The 17,275-nt window shown below is 64.2% G+C and carries 12 protein-coding genes; 6 read left to right on the top strand and 6 right to left on the bottom strand.

Annotation, left to right across the window (positions count from 1 at the left end; genetic code table 11):
* Window positions 1-6 precede the first annotated feature (6 nt).
* Together QFZ33_RS06950 and QFZ33_RS06945 are read left to right on the top strand one after the other, a co-directional pair.
* On the top strand, window positions 7-807 hold the full coding sequence (locus QFZ33_RS06950; protein WP_307026048.1) for a class I SAM-dependent methyltransferase: 801 nt from the start codon (window positions 7-9) through the stop codon (window positions 805-807).
* Between the two features lie 331 nt (window positions 808-1,138).
* Window positions 1,139-1,921 (top strand): GntR family transcriptional regulator, encoded by a 783-nt coding sequence (locus tag QFZ33_RS06945; protein ID WP_307026046.1) that lies wholly within the window; start codon window positions 1,139-1,141, stop codon window positions 1,919-1,921.
* Window positions 1,922-1,924: 3 nt separating this feature from the next.
* Here the strand turns inward: QFZ33_RS06945 and QFZ33_RS06940 are convergent, their stop codons facing one another.
* Complete coding sequence (locus tag QFZ33_RS06940; RefSeq protein ID WP_307026043.1) at window positions 1,925-3,196, bottom strand: S8 family serine peptidase; 1,272 nt, start codon at window positions 3,194-3,196, stop codon at window positions 1,925-1,927.
* Between the two features lie 103 nt (window positions 3,197-3,299).
* Window positions 3,300-3,503 carry a hypothetical protein gene (locus QFZ33_RS06935; protein WP_307026042.1) on the bottom strand — a complete coding sequence of 68 codons (204 nt, stop codon included), beginning with the start codon at window positions 3,501-3,503 and terminating at the stop codon, window positions 3,300-3,302.
* 103 nt (window positions 3,504-3,606) lie between these two features.
* Between QFZ33_RS06935 and QFZ33_RS06930 the strand changes: the two genes are divergently transcribed.
* Entirely contained in the window at window positions 3,607-3,981 is a 375-nt protein-coding gene (locus QFZ33_RS06930; RefSeq protein WP_307026041.1) for a PH domain-containing protein, read from the top strand.
* Between the two features lie 298 nt (window positions 3,982-4,279).
* Here QFZ33_RS06930 and QFZ33_RS06925 read toward each other — a convergent pair whose 3' ends face one another.
* Complete coding sequence (locus QFZ33_RS06925) at window positions 4,280-5,281, bottom strand: nucleoside hydrolase (protein ID WP_307026038.1); 1,002 nt, start codon at window positions 5,279-5,281, stop codon at window positions 4,280-4,282.
* Between the two features lie 31 nt (window positions 5,282-5,312).
* Entirely contained in the window at window positions 5,313-6,746 is a 1,434-nt protein-coding gene (locus tag QFZ33_RS06920; protein WP_373427240.1) for an MFS transporter, read from the bottom strand.
* A 139-nt stretch (window positions 6,747-6,885) separates the two neighbouring features.
* On the opposite strand from QFZ33_RS06920, the gene QFZ33_RS06915 reads away from it, so the two are divergent.
* Window positions 6,886-7,755, top strand: coding sequence for a ribokinase (locus tag QFZ33_RS06915; protein ID WP_307026036.1), 870 nt, complete (start codon window positions 6,886-6,888; stop codon window positions 7,753-7,755).
* A 234-nt stretch (window positions 7,756-7,989) separates the two neighbouring features.
* Here QFZ33_RS06915 and QFZ33_RS06910 read toward each other — a convergent pair whose 3' ends face one another.
* Entirely contained in the window at window positions 7,990-8,616 is a 627-nt protein-coding gene (locus QFZ33_RS06910; protein WP_307026034.1) for a DUF4230 domain-containing protein, read from the bottom strand.
* A 253-nt stretch (window positions 8,617-8,869) separates the two neighbouring features.
* Between QFZ33_RS06910 and QFZ33_RS06905 the strand changes: the two genes are divergently transcribed.
* Window positions 8,870-10,192 (top strand): hypothetical protein, encoded by a 1,323-nt coding sequence (locus QFZ33_RS06905; RefSeq protein WP_307026031.1) that lies wholly within the window; start codon window positions 8,870-8,872, stop codon window positions 10,190-10,192.
* Between the two features lie 81 nt (window positions 10,193-10,273).
* Window positions 10,274-10,501 carry a hypothetical protein gene (locus tag QFZ33_RS06900; protein ID WP_307026029.1) on the top strand — a complete coding sequence of 76 codons (228 nt, stop codon included), beginning with the start codon at window positions 10,274-10,276 and terminating at the stop codon, window positions 10,499-10,501.
* Between the two features lie 260 nt (window positions 10,502-10,761).
* Here the strand turns inward: QFZ33_RS06900 and QFZ33_RS06895 are convergent, their stop codons facing one another.
* Window positions 10,762-17,226, bottom strand: a complete 6,465-nt coding sequence (locus tag QFZ33_RS06895; protein WP_307026028.1) for a DUF3320 domain-containing protein — start codon at window positions 17,224-17,226, stop codon at window positions 10,762-10,764.
* Window positions 17,227-17,275 lie beyond the last annotated feature (49 nt).

Genomic DNA, 17,275 nt, shown 5'->3' with positions numbered 1-17,275 from the left:
ATCACGATGACGGCTACGGAGACGTTTCAGCTCCAGATAACCGCAGCGGAGTTCTATGAGCAGAAATTCGTGCCAGCAATTTTTGCGGAGTGGGCCCCACTCCTGATCCAGGCCGCAGGCATCTCGCCTGGTCAGTCGGTTCTTGACGTGGGCTGCGGCACCGGGATCGTGGCCAGGCATGCCGCTAACCGTCTCGCCGGAACCGGGGTAGTTGTGGGAGTGGATCTTAACGACGCCATGCTGGCAGTAGCCCGGAGGATACGTCCGGACATTGACTGGAGGAAGGGCGACGCCGGTGCACTGCCCTTCCCGGCACGGGAGTTCGATGCCGTCCTGTGCCAAATGGCCCTAATGTTTTTCCCTGACAGGGTCGGTGCACTGCGGGAAATGGCCAGGGTGGCGCGCGATGGAGGAACAGTCGCCGCCGTCGTCCCCGGCCGCCTCGCGGACCAACCGGCGTACGGGCCTTTCATGGACGTCGCGGCCCGGCATGCCGGTGACCAGGCACTGGCCTTACTGAACACGTATTGGTCATGCGGGGACATCGGCGAGCTGCAGTGGCTCTTCCACGCCGCCGGCCTGGACGTGGTGTCTGCCAGCAGCCACATGGGAACAGCCCGGCATGCCTCGGTTGAGGCATTCGTTCGAACCGAGGTGGAGGGTTCACCGCTCATTGATCGGATTACTCCCCGGCAGTATGCCAGCATCCGGGAAGACGCCGAGGAAGTCCTCCGCCCGTTCACTTCTGCTGACGGCTCCGTAGCCGCGCCGCTGCAGGGGCACATCATTACCGCAACGAAAAAGTGAAAAGCGTTACTCCTCGAGGTTCGGCAGGTCAGAAGCCCGTCCTGACGGGAGCGGATAGATGTCGGGGCGGTCGCATAGGCTGAATCCAACGACCTGAGCCACCCGACACAGGACCCGGATAAACTACTACGCAATCAACGCTTGACCTTTCGGCGTCAAGCATCACGGAACTGGCCGCGGGATCGGGGCGTGAACAGCAGCCCTGTGCGTGCTCCGACGTCAGCCAGGGGCGCCGTCACCGCCTGCCGTCGTATCGAAATAGCCGTTGTCCAACAAGCGCGTACCACTTGCTAGGCTGGATTCCCCAGAACAAACGCAAGCGAGGCATAACGTGCACGAGGACGCCGTCCGGTTCCTGTCCCAGCCGGTGGAGGCCCAGCCCGGCTCACCGCTCCGGGTTGCCGTCTACTCACGGATCGCCGAAGCCATCCGCAACAACCTGCTGCAGCCCGGCTCCATGCTCCCCACCGAGACCGAACTCGGGACCGACATGAAGGTCAGCCGCACCGTAGTGCGTGAGGCCCTCATGCTGCTCGAGGAGGACGGCCTCATCCGTGCCCGGCGAGGCGTCGGCCGCTTCGTCTCAGACACCCTCCCCCGCATCGGCATCGAACGCATCCGCCCCTTCGAGGAGGTCCTCGGCGGCCCCGGACACCAGATCCAGATCAAACGCATCCAGGTGGAACGGCAGCCGGCCTCCGAATTCGTCGCCCCCGGCGTGGGCGTCGAACCCGGCAGCGACGTCTGGCTCTGGGAATCCGTCCTGCTACGCGACGGCGAACCCATCGCGCACCTGCAGGAAAACATCTCCGCCCAGCCGGTCAGCTTCGCCGGCGGTACCGCCGCGCCGCTGGAAATCAAGGACGACGGCGGCACCACCTTGCTCACGGCCCTCAACAAAGCGGCTGGCCGGGGACTTGGACCTGGCGAGTGCCAGATTGGCCTGAGCCAGGTGGGCCCGAGCCGTGCCAAGCTGCTGGACCTGCGCGCCTCGGACCCGGTCCTGGTCCTAACCCAGTACGTCCGGCATGCGAACCGGCCCTTCTATCTGGCTAAGTGCCTCATCGCCGACCGCGCCGGACACCTCTCCGTGATGCAGTCGCTCCAGTCCTGAACCTCAGGGCTGGTCGCAATCCCCACCGACAGCCCTGCACGCGTTCACCCGGCCGTATTTCCAGTAGGTGCCGGTCCCGAAAACCTTGGCGTCAGCGGTTAATTGCACTTTCTCACGGACCAGGTTGTTGGCGGTACCGGCAGGAGTGCTCCAGACAAGCGCCGCGACGCCAGCGACAACAGGTGAGGCCATTGAGGTGCCGCTGGCAATGTCATAACCCATGGACCGTCCGCCCTGCGTGCCCAGAGCGAAGGGATGGTTCGGGAAGGTCGAGTAAACGTCGACACCCGGAGCCGCGACATCCACCCACTTGCCGTAGGTCGAGAAGGATGCCTTCTTGTCATTGTTGTCAGTTGCAGCCACGGAAATGACATTGGGGTAGGCACCGGGGTAGATCTTGGCCTGGGTACCGGCATTGCCGGCTGCAGCCACCAGCACCACGCCCTTGTTCCACGCGTTATTAACCGCAGTTTCGAGCACGCGTGAAGAGACGCGCTGCCCGAGACTCATGTTGATGACCTTGGCACCGTTTTCGACTGCCCAGTTGATGCCGTTGGCGATGGCTGAGCTGGAGCCGGACCCGCTGTCGTTAAGCACCTTGGCATCCAGGATGGAGCAGTCCGGACACACCCCTGCAACACCTGTGGAGTTATGGGCGGCGGCAACGATGCCCGCAACGTGCGTGCCGTGGCCGTACTTGTCATAGTCCTCGGGATTGACGATTTTCGAATCACTGAAGTTCTCGCGTGCCACCACCTTTTGCGATATGTCCTCGTGGTCGATTGCGACACCTGTATCGACGATGGCAACCGTGATGCCCTTGCCGGTCGTGGTGCTCCACGCTTCGACGGCGTCCACGTCAGCGTCGTCTGTGCCCTTGGCTATGGTTTGCGTGTCGCCGGTGTTGGTAAATGACTGGCCCAGGTTCTGCAGTGCGTATTGGCGGCCGAAATACGGGTCGTCGGTGGCGGCTGTAACGACCTGGTCCGGCTCGGCGTACTCAACGGCAGGGTTCCGGCTCAGGGATTCGATGAGCTGGGACTCTTTGCCGGCCGGTACTTTGATGAGGTGCGCGCCGGTGCTGCCGATGCCAGCGCCGGCGCTGAGACCGTTCTGACGTAGCAGGCCAAGTGCGGCGCCGTTGTCGCGGAACTTGACGATGATCTGGCCTGAGATCTGTTGCGGCTCCGTTGCCGCATTGCTCGGGACAGCTATGGTGAGTGCGCCAAAACCTACGGCTACTGCGGCGAGGCTGGCTGTAACGACTTTTTTCATACCGAGAATCTTGCTTCAATCAGGCCCGGCCACCTAGCGTCTGCCGGAAGATTACCCCGAGTTTTTGTCCAGCTCTCGCGGCTTGAATGGGGCCAAAGGCGGATTATCTGTACAAAAACTCGGGGGTTGGGCCAGTGCTACGGCGCCGCCGCGCGTGAAAAACGGACGACGGCGGTGCCACCTTGCCCGCGGCCCTCACCAAAGCGGAGGCCCGGAAGTAGCGGGCGGCACTCAGGCTGCCGTCATTTTTTGGGTAACTGCTCAGCTTCTGCTCCTGGCGGCCCAGCTCCTCGATGCTGATCTCCATCCGGTCGCCTCCGCCACGACACACGCCAACGGCGAAAGCGCGGAGAGACTCAGACGTCCTGAGACACTGATGGCTGGACCCGTACCAATCAAAAGGAGCAGCCTTGGAGGCAGCAGCAGTAACCACATGGATGTTCGTCGCCGAATGTCCGATCCCGAAGGACGTTGTGGAACTAATGGTCCCTGGTGAGCAGCCGGTGGCCGCGTATAAGACATTTCGCGATAGCGCCATTTTTACGACCAAGCGATTGATCGTTCGCGACGCCCAGGGACTCACTGGCAGGAAGGTGGAGGTGTATTCTCTGCCCTATTCTGCAATCAACATGTGGTCCTCGGAGAATGCCGGAACATTCGACGTGGACGCTGAGCTTGAGCTATGGACGCGGGCGGGCCACATCAAGATCAAGGTGGGCAAAAAGGCGGACGTGCGGCGGCTGGATATGCTGATCGCCCATTCGGTCCTTGGCACGCAGCACTGACCTGGGGTCGTCTTGTCACGTTCTCGCCGCCGCTCAGCCGGCCGGTTGGTCTCCGACGTCCGGGGCACCACGGCGCTGCGCCTCCTGAGGGCGGCGCAGCCCGCCTCCCGTTCGTCGCCCCGGCCTCGGCGTCGAACTCGTGGCTGGCTGGTGACTCCGGGAATCGGCCCTGTTCCGCCACGGTCGTCAGGCGCGCGGACCGGCCTGTCTACGTAGTCAGTGCCTCATCGTGGACCGCGCCGGGCACCTCCCGATGATGGAGTGGCTGCGGTCCTGACCGGCCCGCCGGATGAAACGCTCAGGCGACCGCCGCACCCAAGGTGACTCCCGCCGTCGAACCTTCCGGATTGAACGCCAGCAGCGTCTCCACCAGGTGCGGCGCAAACTCACCCTCCAGCGACAGCACCACCCTGCAGCGGGCGCCGGGCTGCTCCGGGTAGTCCATGTACAGTCCGCGCAGGTCGCAGACCGTCTGCCCGCGGCTGGGCCCGGACGTGGTGTCGACGTCCACGTGCACCACCGGCGCTACCGCAGCGGTAACGGCCCCCACCGCGAGCGCCGCGGCGAGAGGATCGTGCATGGCGGAGCAGGCCCGGCCGAAGATGCCCTCGTAGAACCGGAAGTAGTATCCCAGCATCTCCCCCAGCGCCCGCGGCACGGGACCGGACGAGGCCAGCAACTCCTGCCGGTGGTTCTCCTCCAGCACGTTGGTCATGGTCACGTCCAGCGGCACCAGGGTCACGTCCCAGCCAGCCGACAGCACCAGGGCGGCGGCCTCGGGGTCGTTGGCGATGTTCGCCTCCGCCACGGGCGTGAGGTTCCCCGGGGCCAGGGCCGCGCCGCCCATGATCGTGATCTCCTCCACCAGCCGCGGCAGCTCGGGCTCCAGCCGCAGCGCCTCGGCGATGTTGGTGAGCGGGCCGATGGCCAGGACCCGCAGTGTGCCGGGGTGCTCGTGGGCTAGCCGCACCAGCATCTCCGCCGCGGTCTCCGGCGCAAGGGAAACAGAGGACTCAGAAAGCGACACCTCGCCGATGCCGTTGGAGCCGTGCACCCAGGGCGCTCCCCCGCCAAAAGAACCAACAAGCGGGTCATGCGAACCCAGAGCAACGGGGATGTGCGCGTGCCCGGCGAGCTCGAGCAGGTCCAGGGTGTTGCGTGCGCCGACGGCGGCACTCACGTTGCCGCTGACGGCGCCGATCCCCCGCACGTCCGCCTGCGGGGAGGCGAGCAGGTAGGCCAGGGCGAGGGCGTCGTCGATGCCGGTGTCGCAGTCGAGGTAGAACGGGTGGCTGGTCATGGAGGTGGTTCTTCTTTCAGTTGAGGAAGGGTTAGAGGGTCTCGCCCTTGGGGGCGGCGACGAAGAGGCTGACGATGAACGCGGCCGCGGTGATGGCCACCGAGATCCAGAGGGCGGTGGCGTAGCCGGCCGGCGTCGCCTGCGCGGCGAACGGCGCAACAATCACGACGCCGAGGCTCGCCCCGATCCCGAAGGAGGCACCGTTGATGCCGGGCAGGGACGCCGGGGCTTCCTTGGGCGAGAGCAGGACGGAGAGTCCGTTGATGGCAGTGAGGAAGAGGCCGTTGTAGAAGATGCCGAGGGCCGCGACGGCGATCATCACCGCCACCTGGTTGCCGGACAACGCCGCGGCAGCGATGGCACAGACGAGGCTCAGCGCGGTGCCGGTGCGGAGGGTCTTGATCCAGCCGCGGCGGCCCGCGAGCCACCCGGCCAAGGGGGCGGCGAAGACGCCGATGAGCGCGGCCGGGGTGAGGAACAGAAGTGCGGAGAGGGAGGCACTGAGCCCGAACCCGGCGTCGTGATCCTGGCTGAGCAGCACCACGGTGAAGTTCATGACGGCGAAGATGCCGGCGAGGGTGAGGACGGTGGTGGCGATGACGGGCCACACCTGGCGGGAGCGCAGGTGGTGGACGGCGATGAGCGGGTGGCTGCGCCGTTTCTCGATCATCCAGAAGGCGGCGAAGGACACGACGGTTCCGGCCAGCAGGGCCAGGGTGCCGGGGGCGGTCCAGCCGGCGGCCGAACCGCCGGAGACGAAGTAGGTGATGAACACCAGGAACACTGAGAGCGAGCCGGCGCCCCACCAGTCCATGGCCCCGCGCACGCCGTGCGGCCGCCCCTTCGGGACGGTCTTGAGGATGCAGCCGGCGGCGACGGCGGTGAGCACCAGCACGACGGCGAAGATGGACCGGAAGCCGAGCGTCTCGGACATCAGGCCGCCGACGTAGCCGTCCACTCCCCCGATGCCGCCGTTGATCGCGGCGATGATGCCCACGGAGGTGCCGAAGACGCGCGGCTGCAGGTTCTCGCTGAGCACGATGTAGGAGAGAGCGAAGACGGCACTGGACACGCCCTGCAGGAAGCGCCCGGCGATGAGCAGCGGCAGGGTGGGCGCGGCGATGCAGAGGACGGTGCCGGCGCCCATGATGGCCAGCACCAGCAGGAGCGCGGCGCGGCGGCCGACGAAGTCGCTCCACCTGCCGATCACCGGACCGGCGATGGCGCCGGCGAGGAAGAACATGGACTGCACGGGGGCGGCCGCGTCGGGGGCCAGGCCGAAGCTGGCGGCGATCTGCGGCAGCGCCGGGGTGACCATGCTGGCATTGAGCTGGAAGGACAGCACGCCGAGCAGCAGGGTGGAAATGAGCAGGGCAGCGGGGCGGCCGCTGAGTTTGGTCTGGTGCACGTCTTCATTGTCGACGGCGGCTGGCGGCGAGGCGGTGCCGCTGGCTGGTGTGTTCACATCAAACTCCTTTGTTCTGCAGGCTGGTTCTGCCGTGGGATGTGAGTTGTTATACAACCATGTATAACGAACAAGTACAACCGTGGCGTACACTGTTTCCTAATTCAGCCGCCCTGGCTCGACCTGATAGGACTTCTCCATGAGCACTCGACTTCCTGCCGTCACCGTCGTCGGCAGCATCAACCTGGACATCATCGCCACCACGGACCGGCTCCCCACCGCCGGCGAGACCATCGGCGGCGGTGTCCTGCAACAGCAGCCCGGCGGCAAGGGGGCCAACCAGGCCGTGGCCGCCGCGCGCCTTGGCAGGAGCGCCCGGATGATTGGCGCGGTGGGCGACGACGCCCAGGGACGCCTGATGCTGGAGTCGCTTTCCGCCGCCGGCGTGGACACTGACGACGTGGCGGTGCTCGACGGTGACGCGACCGGTACCGCGCTGATCGTGGTGGACCGCGACGGCGAAAACCAGATCGTGGTGTGCCCGGGGGCTAACTCGCAGTTCTCGTTGGAGCGCGTTTCGTTCGCTCCGGACGAGGCGGTGCTGTGCCAGCTCGAGGTGGGCCTGCCTGTGGTGCTGGAGGCAGCTCGAAAGTCCTCCGGGTTCTTCGTCCTGAACGCGGCCCCCGCGATGGACCTGCCGGCCGAGCTGCTGGAGCGGTGCGACCTGGTGATCGTCAACGAGACGGAGTACGAGCTGATCCCGGCGCTGGCTACGGCCAAGCTGGTTGCGGTGACGTACGGGAAGGACGGCTCGGCGATGTTCGAGCACGGCCGGAAGGTGGCTGAGGCGCCAGCCGTGGCAACCGTTGTAGCGAACACGATCGGGGCTGGTGATGCTTTCTGCGCTGCGTTGGTTCTGGCACTACGGGACGGGCTTTCTTACGAGCGGGCGCTTGCGGTGGCTAATGCGGTGGGCGCGGACGCTGTGGGTGATCCGTCCTCCCAGCCAGCCCTGGAACAGCTGGGCCGTTACGTCGAGCGGACGGCTTCTGCCGCGGACGCACGGTGAGCTTCGCGTTCCGGCGGGCGGCCTCGCCTGACTTTCCGGAGGTCCGGCGCATCACGCTCGACGCCTCTGGGCTTCCGTCGCGCGCCCGAGCGTGACTGGTATGTGCCGGGCGAGGACGTGCTGCTGTGGGTGTTCCGGCTGGAGCTGTAGTCCTCTGTCGTTAAGCCTGTCGAAACCAGTCTGTCGAATTCGTCGCTGTGAGGGCCTGGGTCACAACCACTTGATTGACATGGTCTAACGGGACTCGGCGTCGCGGAAGGTCACCTTGTACCCGAGCGAGCCGAACAGGCCAGTTAGCATGGCCTTGGTATTCTCGGCAGCACGCTCACGTAGTTCGGATTCCTCCGCGGCGGCAGCCATGTTGCTTTCGGCGAGCTTATAGAGCTCTGCCTGCTGCGGTGCCTCGAATGCATCTACGATCCGGTCTGCCAAGCCACGATCCTGGCTGTACACACGGGACCGGTCATGGTCGATGTTGGGCTTGTCGAGCTGCGGCTCGGGAAGCCGCAGCTCCACGGTCTTGCCGTCCGGAGACAACCTCAGATCGTTCTCGGCCAAGCCTGCGAGGTCGACGTGCGCATTGACGGTGCCAACCGCGACAAACAGCGTCCGTCGTCCCGCGATAAAATCGGGCATAGCCGCGTCGTCATCTCCAGTGTCCACTACCTGTTCAAAATTGCCGACGGCGGCGTGATACTGGCTCACGTCCTTGACGGACTTCAGCAGAACGGTTTGGCTCCGCTCGCTCTTGCTCGAAAACGGGCCGACCCCAAGCATGGTTGCTACAAGCAGTGCAGCCAGTAGCACCGCCACCGCAGATGCAATGAACGCGACGGGCTTGAATGACTTCGCTTCGGACACTGGTCCCCTTTTGCCTCGAAACGGCTTGGGTTCCGTTCCTGTTGGTTGCCTTCCAGAAATTGCTGTCTGGCTGATTCAGGATCAGTGTAGCGGGACTCGCCCGACGGTTACGGTGGCGACACTTTCATAAAAACTGATTTCAATGTGGGACGATAACGACCGGTGACAATTGAGCAAGGACCACGTTCTCGGGTCCCCAAGCAGCGTCGCTACCACCGCCCAAGGCGGAATTCACTTTCATGAGGGGCCAAGAGTGACTACTACTGACAACAAGGCACTCGTGCCGGTATGGACACTAGCTACAGAGGCTGTAAGCGTGTCTGACGTGCTGGGCACCGACGGCCTCACGCCGGCTCGTCTCGCAGAACTGAGAACGGTACTGGCAGCACTTGCGGATTCCCCCATAGCAACACTCGAAATGCATTCCATGCCCCCGACTCGAGAGCGCAAGGGCGGGATTCCGCTTGACGCAGCGAGCCCGCTCGCAAAGCAGTTAGCGGAGCTCGTAGGCAAGACAGCGACATCCGCTCCCCCGCAGCTGAATGTTGCTGATGCGGGGGAGGTTCTTTACCGGATGGTGGTCCCCGCCAAGGTTGCCGCGCAGGTCGGCAAAGGACTTGTTCGGCCCATGGCGGCCAAAGGAGTTGCGGGAGGTATCCATGGTGCCTTAGTTGATTCCTCCGGCATCGTCGGTGCTGCCACTTTTGTGCCTGTTGCTGGTAAAGCCGCGGCTGCAGGCACTGCGGGTGCTGCAACCGGTTCGGCAGCTACGGCAGGCGTTGCGGTTGCCAGCGCTGGAGCTTTGACGGTGGCGGCGCCACTGGTGCTGATGGCCGTAGCCGTCAGCGTCAGCGCGTATGCCGAGCACCAGCGTCAGGAAGCAATTGAGCGGATCACTGACCTTTTGGAGCAGTTGCACGAGGGCAGTCTCGATAAGGAACGCAACGAGCTTGACGGTTGCCGTGAAGCGATCGACAAGGCTACCTCGATCCTTCTGGACCAGGGCCGGATCGGCTTTTCACTCGGTCTGGATTCATCCGTGCACGGCATCAATACCGCTATCGCTGCCGCCCGGCGGCGGCTGAAGAAGTGGGAAGCGGCGCTGGATGCGCTGTCCGGCGGCGCAGTCGAAGTAAGCGATCTGAAAAAGGCGTTCCCCGGCATCACAGAGGACGGCGGCACGTTCAGGGCGCACCTAGAGATTGCACGGCTGGCCATTGCTCTTAAACGCCGGGTGCTCGTGCTTCAGGCAGTCGAGCACGCCCAGCAGGACACCGGCAATTCCTTCAAGAATTTCATCGGGGCGCTTCACGACGACGGGCGCAGCACCGACGAGTTGGAGTCAGGTATCAATCAGGTTCTCCTTCGACTTTCTGCGCTCGAGGTGAAGCGCGACGGCGGTTTCCGCCTTCCTGCGTTCACGGCCGGCGAAGTGGACCAACTGCTACAAGCCGCCTACCGATTGCGTGCTCTGGGCGACGGTCTGCATCTCAGGGGCCACCAGGATGACGTTGCAATCGAGATCGAACGAAACAGCGACGGATCGCTTGTAGTTTTCCCTGCAGTCGCTGCCTGATTACCTGCTGGGGCAAAGCGATCACTGGACCTGGCGCTTGCTCGCCCCGCTAGACAAACCACCCACGATAGGGAGCAGACCATGGCCGGAAAAGCAGACAAAGCCGTTGCTGTTATGAAGGACGGCGGGCAGAAGGCCAAAGATGCCGCCGCAAAGCTTTACGCTCTCGCGAAAGACCCGGAGACGCAGGCCAAGGCAGGGAAACTGCTTGAGGACGGCAAGAAGATGTATCGTGCAGCAACAAGCCCCGAAGCCAAAGAGGCCTACCGCAAGGCAGCGGAAGTAAAAAACAAGATGCGGAAGAAATAGCCGAGGGCTGGATTCCCGCCAGGTCACCAAGACGGCGTTGATCCCGCCGATCCCGCGAATTACCCGTGTTTTATAGGCTTCGACAAGACCCGCGCGATCGTGTGCTCCGAAATCACGAGCCACTCCACGACTTCCTCCGCCCGTGCCTCGTCCAGTAATTCGCCGGGCTGGCCAATGACGAGCTTGTATGCTTTGCGGTCGGGCCAGTCGCCGCCGTTACTGCGAGGCGTAGTGCGGAAGGAAAGAAGTCAGAGCCTCATCTAGGGTTGAAACGATGTGGCCAGCCGCACAGTGTCGCCGCGCAGTTCAAGATGTCCGGTGTCCACTCCGTGCTGCAGCCCCTCATTCAGGCGGGCCGTGATGCCAGCAGTCCGGCGCTTCCCGCCGAACGTCTGAATCGTTTCCCGATGCAGCTCGCTCACTCCGATGCCGCCTGTCGCACTCACGATATCCATCATGGCATTCCGTAGCTCCACTACGCTGATGTGCTCCGGTTTGCGAACGATGTCAGCGTCATTAGACCGGAAGACGCTCCAAGTGCGCCTATCCACCCTGGCATCCCAAACGAACCCATCGTCGTCGATAACGTGAGCCGACGGATCGACCAGACGAAGCACGGAGTTTGCACGGGAACCGTTGACCTTGTTGAGTCCAAATGCAGCACAGACCAGCCTTGCCAATCGGTCCTGATGTATTGGCCCCTCTGCCGCGACAACAACACCAATAGCATCTCGGACGGCAGCGATCGAACGTCGTGAGTGCAGGTTGTCCAAAACGTCTGTGGTTCCGAACGCTTTCACTGTCCACGGCTGGTAGGTAGCAACTTCGGAGACAACAGGCACAGGCGACGGCGGTCCCGCAGGCTTCCGAATCTCCTCAAACAGCGGCAGGGTCCCGAGCGGGTCAGTGACACTCCTATGCGGTTCTGCGTGACCCCCATCGCCAGCGGATCCGGGAACGCTAGTGTCGCGTGGAGCTGGCTTAGCGACAGCTTCTCCCGAAACGTCATCGGCAGCTTCCCGCAAGGACAGTTCCAGCCGATCGAGTACGGCTTCACTGTCCGCAAGCCACGCCGGCAACCATACCCGCTCTACTGAAGGCCACCGCATCATCCGCGTGAGGACATCCCGGGGCAGCCCGTCCCGGTCGCCCGCGGTCCGGCGTGCGGCCCAAGCCGGACCGTCCAGCAAAATGGCCATCAGCTGGCGGGAAGAGTCTTCGGCCGACGCAACGCTCAGGTCTACCTTGAAATCGGACAATCCCACATTCGACGAAACAACAAAGCCGCGATCCCGCAGCGCGTCGGCTATCTCTTCCCGGTGCAGGTCAATGTTAGGAGCGCGGCGCCCGTCATAAGGCAGCGCAGCGGTGCCCTGCTCTGCCAGATCAAGGTAAGACCGCAGGTGCTTGATGCCGACGGAGCTGGTTTCCTCGGAACGCAGGTCGGCGGGGTTGAAGCTGGAGAAGACAACAACCTGCCGGCGTGCACGGGTGACGGCAACGTTCAGGCGCCGTTCACCACCGGACCGGTTCAGGGGACCAAAGTTCAGCGGCAGATATCCCTTGTCATTCTTGCTGAACCCGGTGGAGAACAGGATGACGTCCCGCTCATCGCCCTGCACATTCTCAAGGTTTTTGACGAACAGGCCTTCTGAATCCTCGTCAAGAGCGGCGACAATGCGCGGCTCATCCGTGTCGCGCAGCAGACCTTCGATCAGTGCGCGCTGCTGCAGGTTGAACGTGACCACACCGATGGAGGGAGTCCCCGCGGGATCAGCATCAAACCTGCGGCGGATCTCGGCCACCACCGCCGCAGCCTCCTCAGGATTGGTACGAAGGACCTTGGATGGTCCCGAACGGTGGAACTGGCCGTCGACCCGGACAAAGTTCACGCCGTGTCCGCGGACACCGGCATTCGCAGCGCCGTGGGACGGGCCCGGGAACGAGGAAAGCTTGCTGTCGTAGTACTGCTGGTTGCTGAACGCGATCAGCGATTCGTCCTGGCTACGGTAGTGCCAGGACAGCCACTGCCGCGGCACCCGCGCTTCCACGCATTCGGAAAGGATCGACTCCATATCCTCCACCACGGAGATCTCGGCGTCCCCGTCGCTGCCGGCGTCGGAGGAAATCTCCGCGAACGACGTCGGCGGCATCTGCTTGCTGTCACCCACGACCACCACTGACGCGCCGCGGCCCATAGCACCCACCGCGTCGGCGACCCGGATCTGTGAGGCTTCATCGAACACCACGATGTCGAACAGACCGGCCTTGGCAGGGAAGAACCGGGCCACCGAATCCGGGCTGACCAGTGTGCAGGGCATGATCCCCGTGATGAGGTCCGAGTAGTGTTCCATCAGCTTGCGGACGGACATCCCACCCCGCTGCCTGTTCAGTTGCCGTTGCAGCTCGCCCATGCGACCGGAGGTCGACGACGACGAGACCGTCCGGGAGCGCAGGACCCCGGCGGCAAGGTTGCTTTTGAGCAGCTCGCGCACCGTTTCCGCTCGGCTGGTGAACCGCTCGATGGTGCGCTCGTGCACCATCGCATCAAAGTCGCTCAACCCGGTAGCAATTTGCCGTTCGGCCAGCGACCCTTCAGCCAAACCGCGTTCAAAGGCTGCCGCTGCGTTATCGGCCTCCAGCTCGCCGTCGAGGATGGCACTACGGGCGTCCACCAGCCCCGCAGCACGCAGCGGCTCGACATGACGGACCAGCTCGAGCCACCGCGTCAGCGGCACTGACCCCGCCGTATCCAGCCGCCGCGCCACGGACGTTTCCCACCAGCGGGCCAGGAAGCCCCGCCCACCGGTCCACGTTCGCAGGTCAGCAGTAACCACACCCTGGATCTGCAGGAATTCTTCCCAGGCCTGGGAAAGTTCCCGCAGCCAGCCGACAACGTTCTGGTGGACGTCCGGAGCGTCCCTCAGGAACGTACGGAGCTCGCTCTGGAAGCTCACGACGGCGGGCTCCGGAGATGGGTGCACCGCCTGCGCGGCCCAGCGCAGCCAGGAAATGCGGTGGCGCAGGTCGGCTTGGGCGTCCGGCGTCAGCGGGTTCCATTGCTGATCCGCAGGAAGCCCAGGCAAAGCGCCCCGCGTTGCCCGCAGGCCGGAGACCTCCTGCTGGACGGCCACCAGTTTCTCCAGCAGCGGCACCAGCTCCTTGTGGCGGACTTCAGCTCCGGAAACCAGCACGGGGTACAGTTCGGCGGCCACTGCCAGCAGCCGCTTCTTGCGTCCCCAGAATCCGGAGGCCGCGGCCTGCTGCGCACGGCCGAGGATTTCCGGCAGGGGAAGGTCCATGGCCCCCGGAGCGACCTGCTCAAGGCCTGGATGCTGGACGGATGCAAAGGCCGTAACCAGCTTCTCCAGCTGTTCAGCGTTCACCGACCAGTCGCCGGAGCGGACCACATCCAGGGTCTTCAACGGGACGTTCCGGTCCTGCAGCAGAGTAGCGAGAGTTTCGAGGTCGGCCGGCGTCTGCGCTGCGTCCAGAACCGCCGGAAGCCCGGGGGTTGGCCGCAAGGCGTTCAGCGCCTCATTGAGGCGCCGTCCCAGAGCCAGCAGCTGCTTCTCCTGCTGCTCACGGCCGGCAACGGAGGCAAACCGCCACGGATGATCCGGCCCAGGACGGACAGGGTCGGTGAACTCCGGAAGTTCCCGGAACACCTGCCGGATGGAGGTCAGGGTGGAGTCATTCAAGGACGCTGTCAGTTCCGGGCTGAGCGGAACCGTCGCGTGGTCAGGTTCATAGGTCAGAGCCTTGGTCCGCGCGCTGTAGAGGGAAAGCTGCGCGCCGTTCTCTTCATGGACGTTGTTGGTATAGCGGACCAGCCCACGCCGGGCTGCGGCAAGATCGGTGGAGGCAGTCTCAAGCTGCTGCTTATTTGCAGACTGGCTCAGCTCCAAGGCGTGTTTGATCTGTGCCCTGACTACCGCCGGCTTGCTGCCCTTGTCATGCAGGTCAAGGGAGAACGGCCCCATCCCGACGTCGTCGAGCCGCCTCTGGACAACGTCGAGTGCTGCCCGCTTCTCCGCAACGAACAAAACCCGTTTGCCGTCAACGATGGCACGGGTCAGGAGGTTGGTGATGGTCTGAGACTTTCCGGTGCCCGGAGGGCCTTCCAGGACAAACGTCTGGCCGGCGACGGCAGACGCGACTGCCTCCAGCTGCGACGAGTCCGCTGGTATGGGACACTGCGCCGCAAGGGCGTCCAGGTCGACGTCGGACGTGACGGGAACGCCGTCTGAATAGAGTTCCGTGGGGGTGCTGACCAGGTGGTTGACCAGGCTGTTGGCCGTGAATTCCTTCCAGTTCTCGTCAAGGTCCTTCCACAGCCGGAACTTGGCGAACTGCAACATGGACAGGTCCACGGTGTTTTCCACCCGGAAGGCCAGGCCCTTGGCCGAAACGGCGGCCCGGACTGCCGCGAAGGCGGCGTCCAGATCGATACCGGATCCGTCTTCCTCCGGCTCGGCCAGGCCCGGGATGCGCAGGTCATGAGACTGCGCCAGCTTCTCGAGGAGGCAATAGTTCGGCGTGGACTGGCCCGTCTCATCAAGTGTGACCCGGTACAGGCCATTTTTCCCTGCAGAGGTCAGTTTGACCGGGACCAGAACCAGCGGGGACCTGAGCGCCCGGCCGTCCAGCTCCCACATCAGACTGCCGATGGCCAGGTAGAGGTTGTTGGCTCCCGTTTCCTCGAGCTGGGTCTTCGCCTTGTAGGCGAGCCCGCGCATCTTGGCGTTGTAGCCGTCTTCGGTGACCTCGGCGAACACGGACTTTTTAGAATCGAGCAGCTCCGCGAGTTCGTCCTGGGGAAGGTCTTTGCCGAAGCGGACGCCGCGCTCCTGGTGGATGGCACTGATCTGGTTGGACGGAAGCAGGCTGACGGACGTGCCCTTGCTGATGAGGTCTTCGAAGGCGCCCATCCATGCGGTGGGCACTGCGAGTGGGAACCGGGCGGTGTCAGTGAAGTTGATGAGCCTGTTTCGCAAGCTCAGGTCCAGCAGGGCGTTCTTCCATTGGACCACCCGGGGTGGAACATCGGATGTGGTCCTGGCCGGTCCCCCGTTTGAGGCTGCTTTCTTCGGCAGCGCCGGCGCAGTCTTGGTTTCCGGGACGTAGTTGACCACCGTGTAGGTTCCGGCGTCGGACATGGTGCGGGCGGGCAGCGGGTAGATGCCATCGAGGCGGGCGCGCCGGACGTCGGTGACTGCGTTGATCTCGTCATTGCCGCTTTCCACATAGCGGTTCAGGGGGCTGCTGCGGAGTGCGGCCGCCGAGATCGGCTGACTGCCGGTGAGGAGCGTGGTTTCCACGAGGCCGATGAAGCCGCGCTGTACAAGGCTGACCAGCTCGGGCACGTCGTCGGAGGCCGCAGTGCTGAGGCTGCCTTCTTCCCGCCAGTAGCCGAGGAAGGCGTGGCCCTCCACCAGCCAGATCAGAGGCCGGATGCCGCAGGATTCCAGGGCGGCGGCGAGGACCAGCGTGGTGTCGAGGCACGTGCCCAGACGGTCGTCGAGGACCTGCGCGGGCGTGCGGACCTGCTGGCCCTCCAGTCCCCCGCTGGCAGGTGGCATGCTGTAGCGGATGTCGCGGGCGCTCATGGCCTGGGCGATGGCGAATACGATCTGGTCAACCCGGTCCCCGTCTTCCAGGTACCCGTCGAAGCTGCCGCTGCCGGTTGTTTGCATGAGGATGTCGGCGGCTTCGGACATGAGCTTGGCAATGCTGGGATGGTGCGGTTGCACGTAGGCGGCCAGGAACTCGTAGGAGACGAGTCCCCGGCCGGCGATCCACAGCTGGGCGGGCAGGAGCGTCAGGTCCGCCTCTGCGCGGCCCAGCTCCCTTACGGCGGCATCGACGCCCGCCGATTGCACGGTCACCAGTACCTTTCCCAGCTGCCGGTCAACCAGGTCATACATGGTGGCAGCCTCCACCGGGACGTTGAGGTCATCCAGCGTGATGGTCTGGCCTGCGGCCAGGTCCACGTACTGCTGGAAGTCGCCCGAGATCCGGCCCGACAGCGCGGACGCCTCGACATGAACAACGGCGCCGCGGATTTCCGCGCCAACGTTGGTGATCCTGACCTGTCTGACGAAGCGGAAGCCGTTGTGCGCCATCGCGTAGCTCAGTGCATCTGCCGTGGTCACCTCGACCACAACATGAGCAGCGGATGCCGCCGGTTCATGGGCCACAGGTTCACCTGCAGAGTTTGCCGCTTGCAGGTCCGGCTGCACGACGGCGGCCGGCAGGGCCTGCTGGTCTTCTTCCGGTTGTTCCCGGTTCGGAGAGGACCGGTTCTGGTACTCGGTGAGAAGCGCAACCAACTCGCTCTGAGTTTGGTCCAGCCCGATCGCTTTGGCCAGCCGACCTGCGGTGTCCAGGGCACGGAAGGTATCGGCGTCGTCGAAGGTCTCATTGTGGGCCCAGCGGTTCCGTGCCTGGCGCAGCTCGGAGGTGTGGCTGCGTGCGTCATGCGGGAGGTTGAAGGGGTAGCCGAGTGAGCCCATGGATTCAGTCATGATGCGCAGCTGCACGCTGAGATCCGTGGGTGCGTAGGATTGCGCAGCGCGGCCGGCGTTCTCGTCCTTGTGCTGGATGATCTTGGTCCAGGCCACCCCGGGGGCTACCTCAGAGAGCACTGATGCGATGTAGGGCTCAAGGCCAACCGCCAAGGCCTCAAGGGCCCGGCCCACATACTCGCGGTTGGACAGACTCATCAAATTCCCCCATCTACGGCACCGGCATCAGTACCTTCATTCAATCAAT

The sequence above is a fragment of the Arthrobacter globiformis genome (genome assembly GCF_030815865.1).
In the GTDB taxonomy this organism is placed as follows: domain Bacteria; phylum Actinomycetota; class Actinomycetes; order Actinomycetales; family Micrococcaceae; genus Arthrobacter; species Arthrobacter globiformis_B.
Note: the sequence above shows the minus strand (reverse complement) of the source record. Positions and strands in the feature narration are given on the sequence as shown.

What these genes read in the sequence shown, in the direction of transcription:
- QFZ33_RS06950 (WP_307026048.1), top strand. Translation starts at nt 7, where the DNA reads ATGACGGCTACGGAGACGTTTCAGCTCCAGATAACCGCAGCGGAGTTC.
- QFZ33_RS06940 (WP_307026043.1), bottom strand. Translation starts at nt 3,196, where the DNA reads ATGAAAAAAGTCGTTACAGCCAGCCTCGCCGCAGTAGCCGTAGGTTTT.
- QFZ33_RS06935 (WP_307026042.1), bottom strand. Translation starts at nt 3,503, where the DNA reads ATGGAGATCAGCATCGAGGAGCTGGGCCGCCAGGAGCAGAAGCTGAGC.
- QFZ33_RS06925 (WP_307026038.1), bottom strand. Translation starts at nt 5,281, where the DNA reads ATGACCAGCCACCCGTTCTACCTCGACTGCGACACCGGCATCGACGAC.
- QFZ33_RS06915 (WP_307026036.1), top strand. Translation starts at nt 6,886, where the DNA reads ATGAGCACTCGACTTCCTGCCGTCACCGTCGTCGGCAGCATCAACCTG.
- QFZ33_RS06900 (WP_307026029.1), top strand. Translation starts at nt 10,274, where the DNA reads ATGGCCGGAAAAGCAGACAAAGCCGTTGCTGTTATGAAGGACGGCGGG.
- QFZ33_RS06895 (WP_307026028.1), bottom strand. Translation starts at nt 17,226, where the DNA reads ATGAGTCTGTCCAACCGCGAGTATGTGGGCCGGGCCCTTGAGGCCTTG.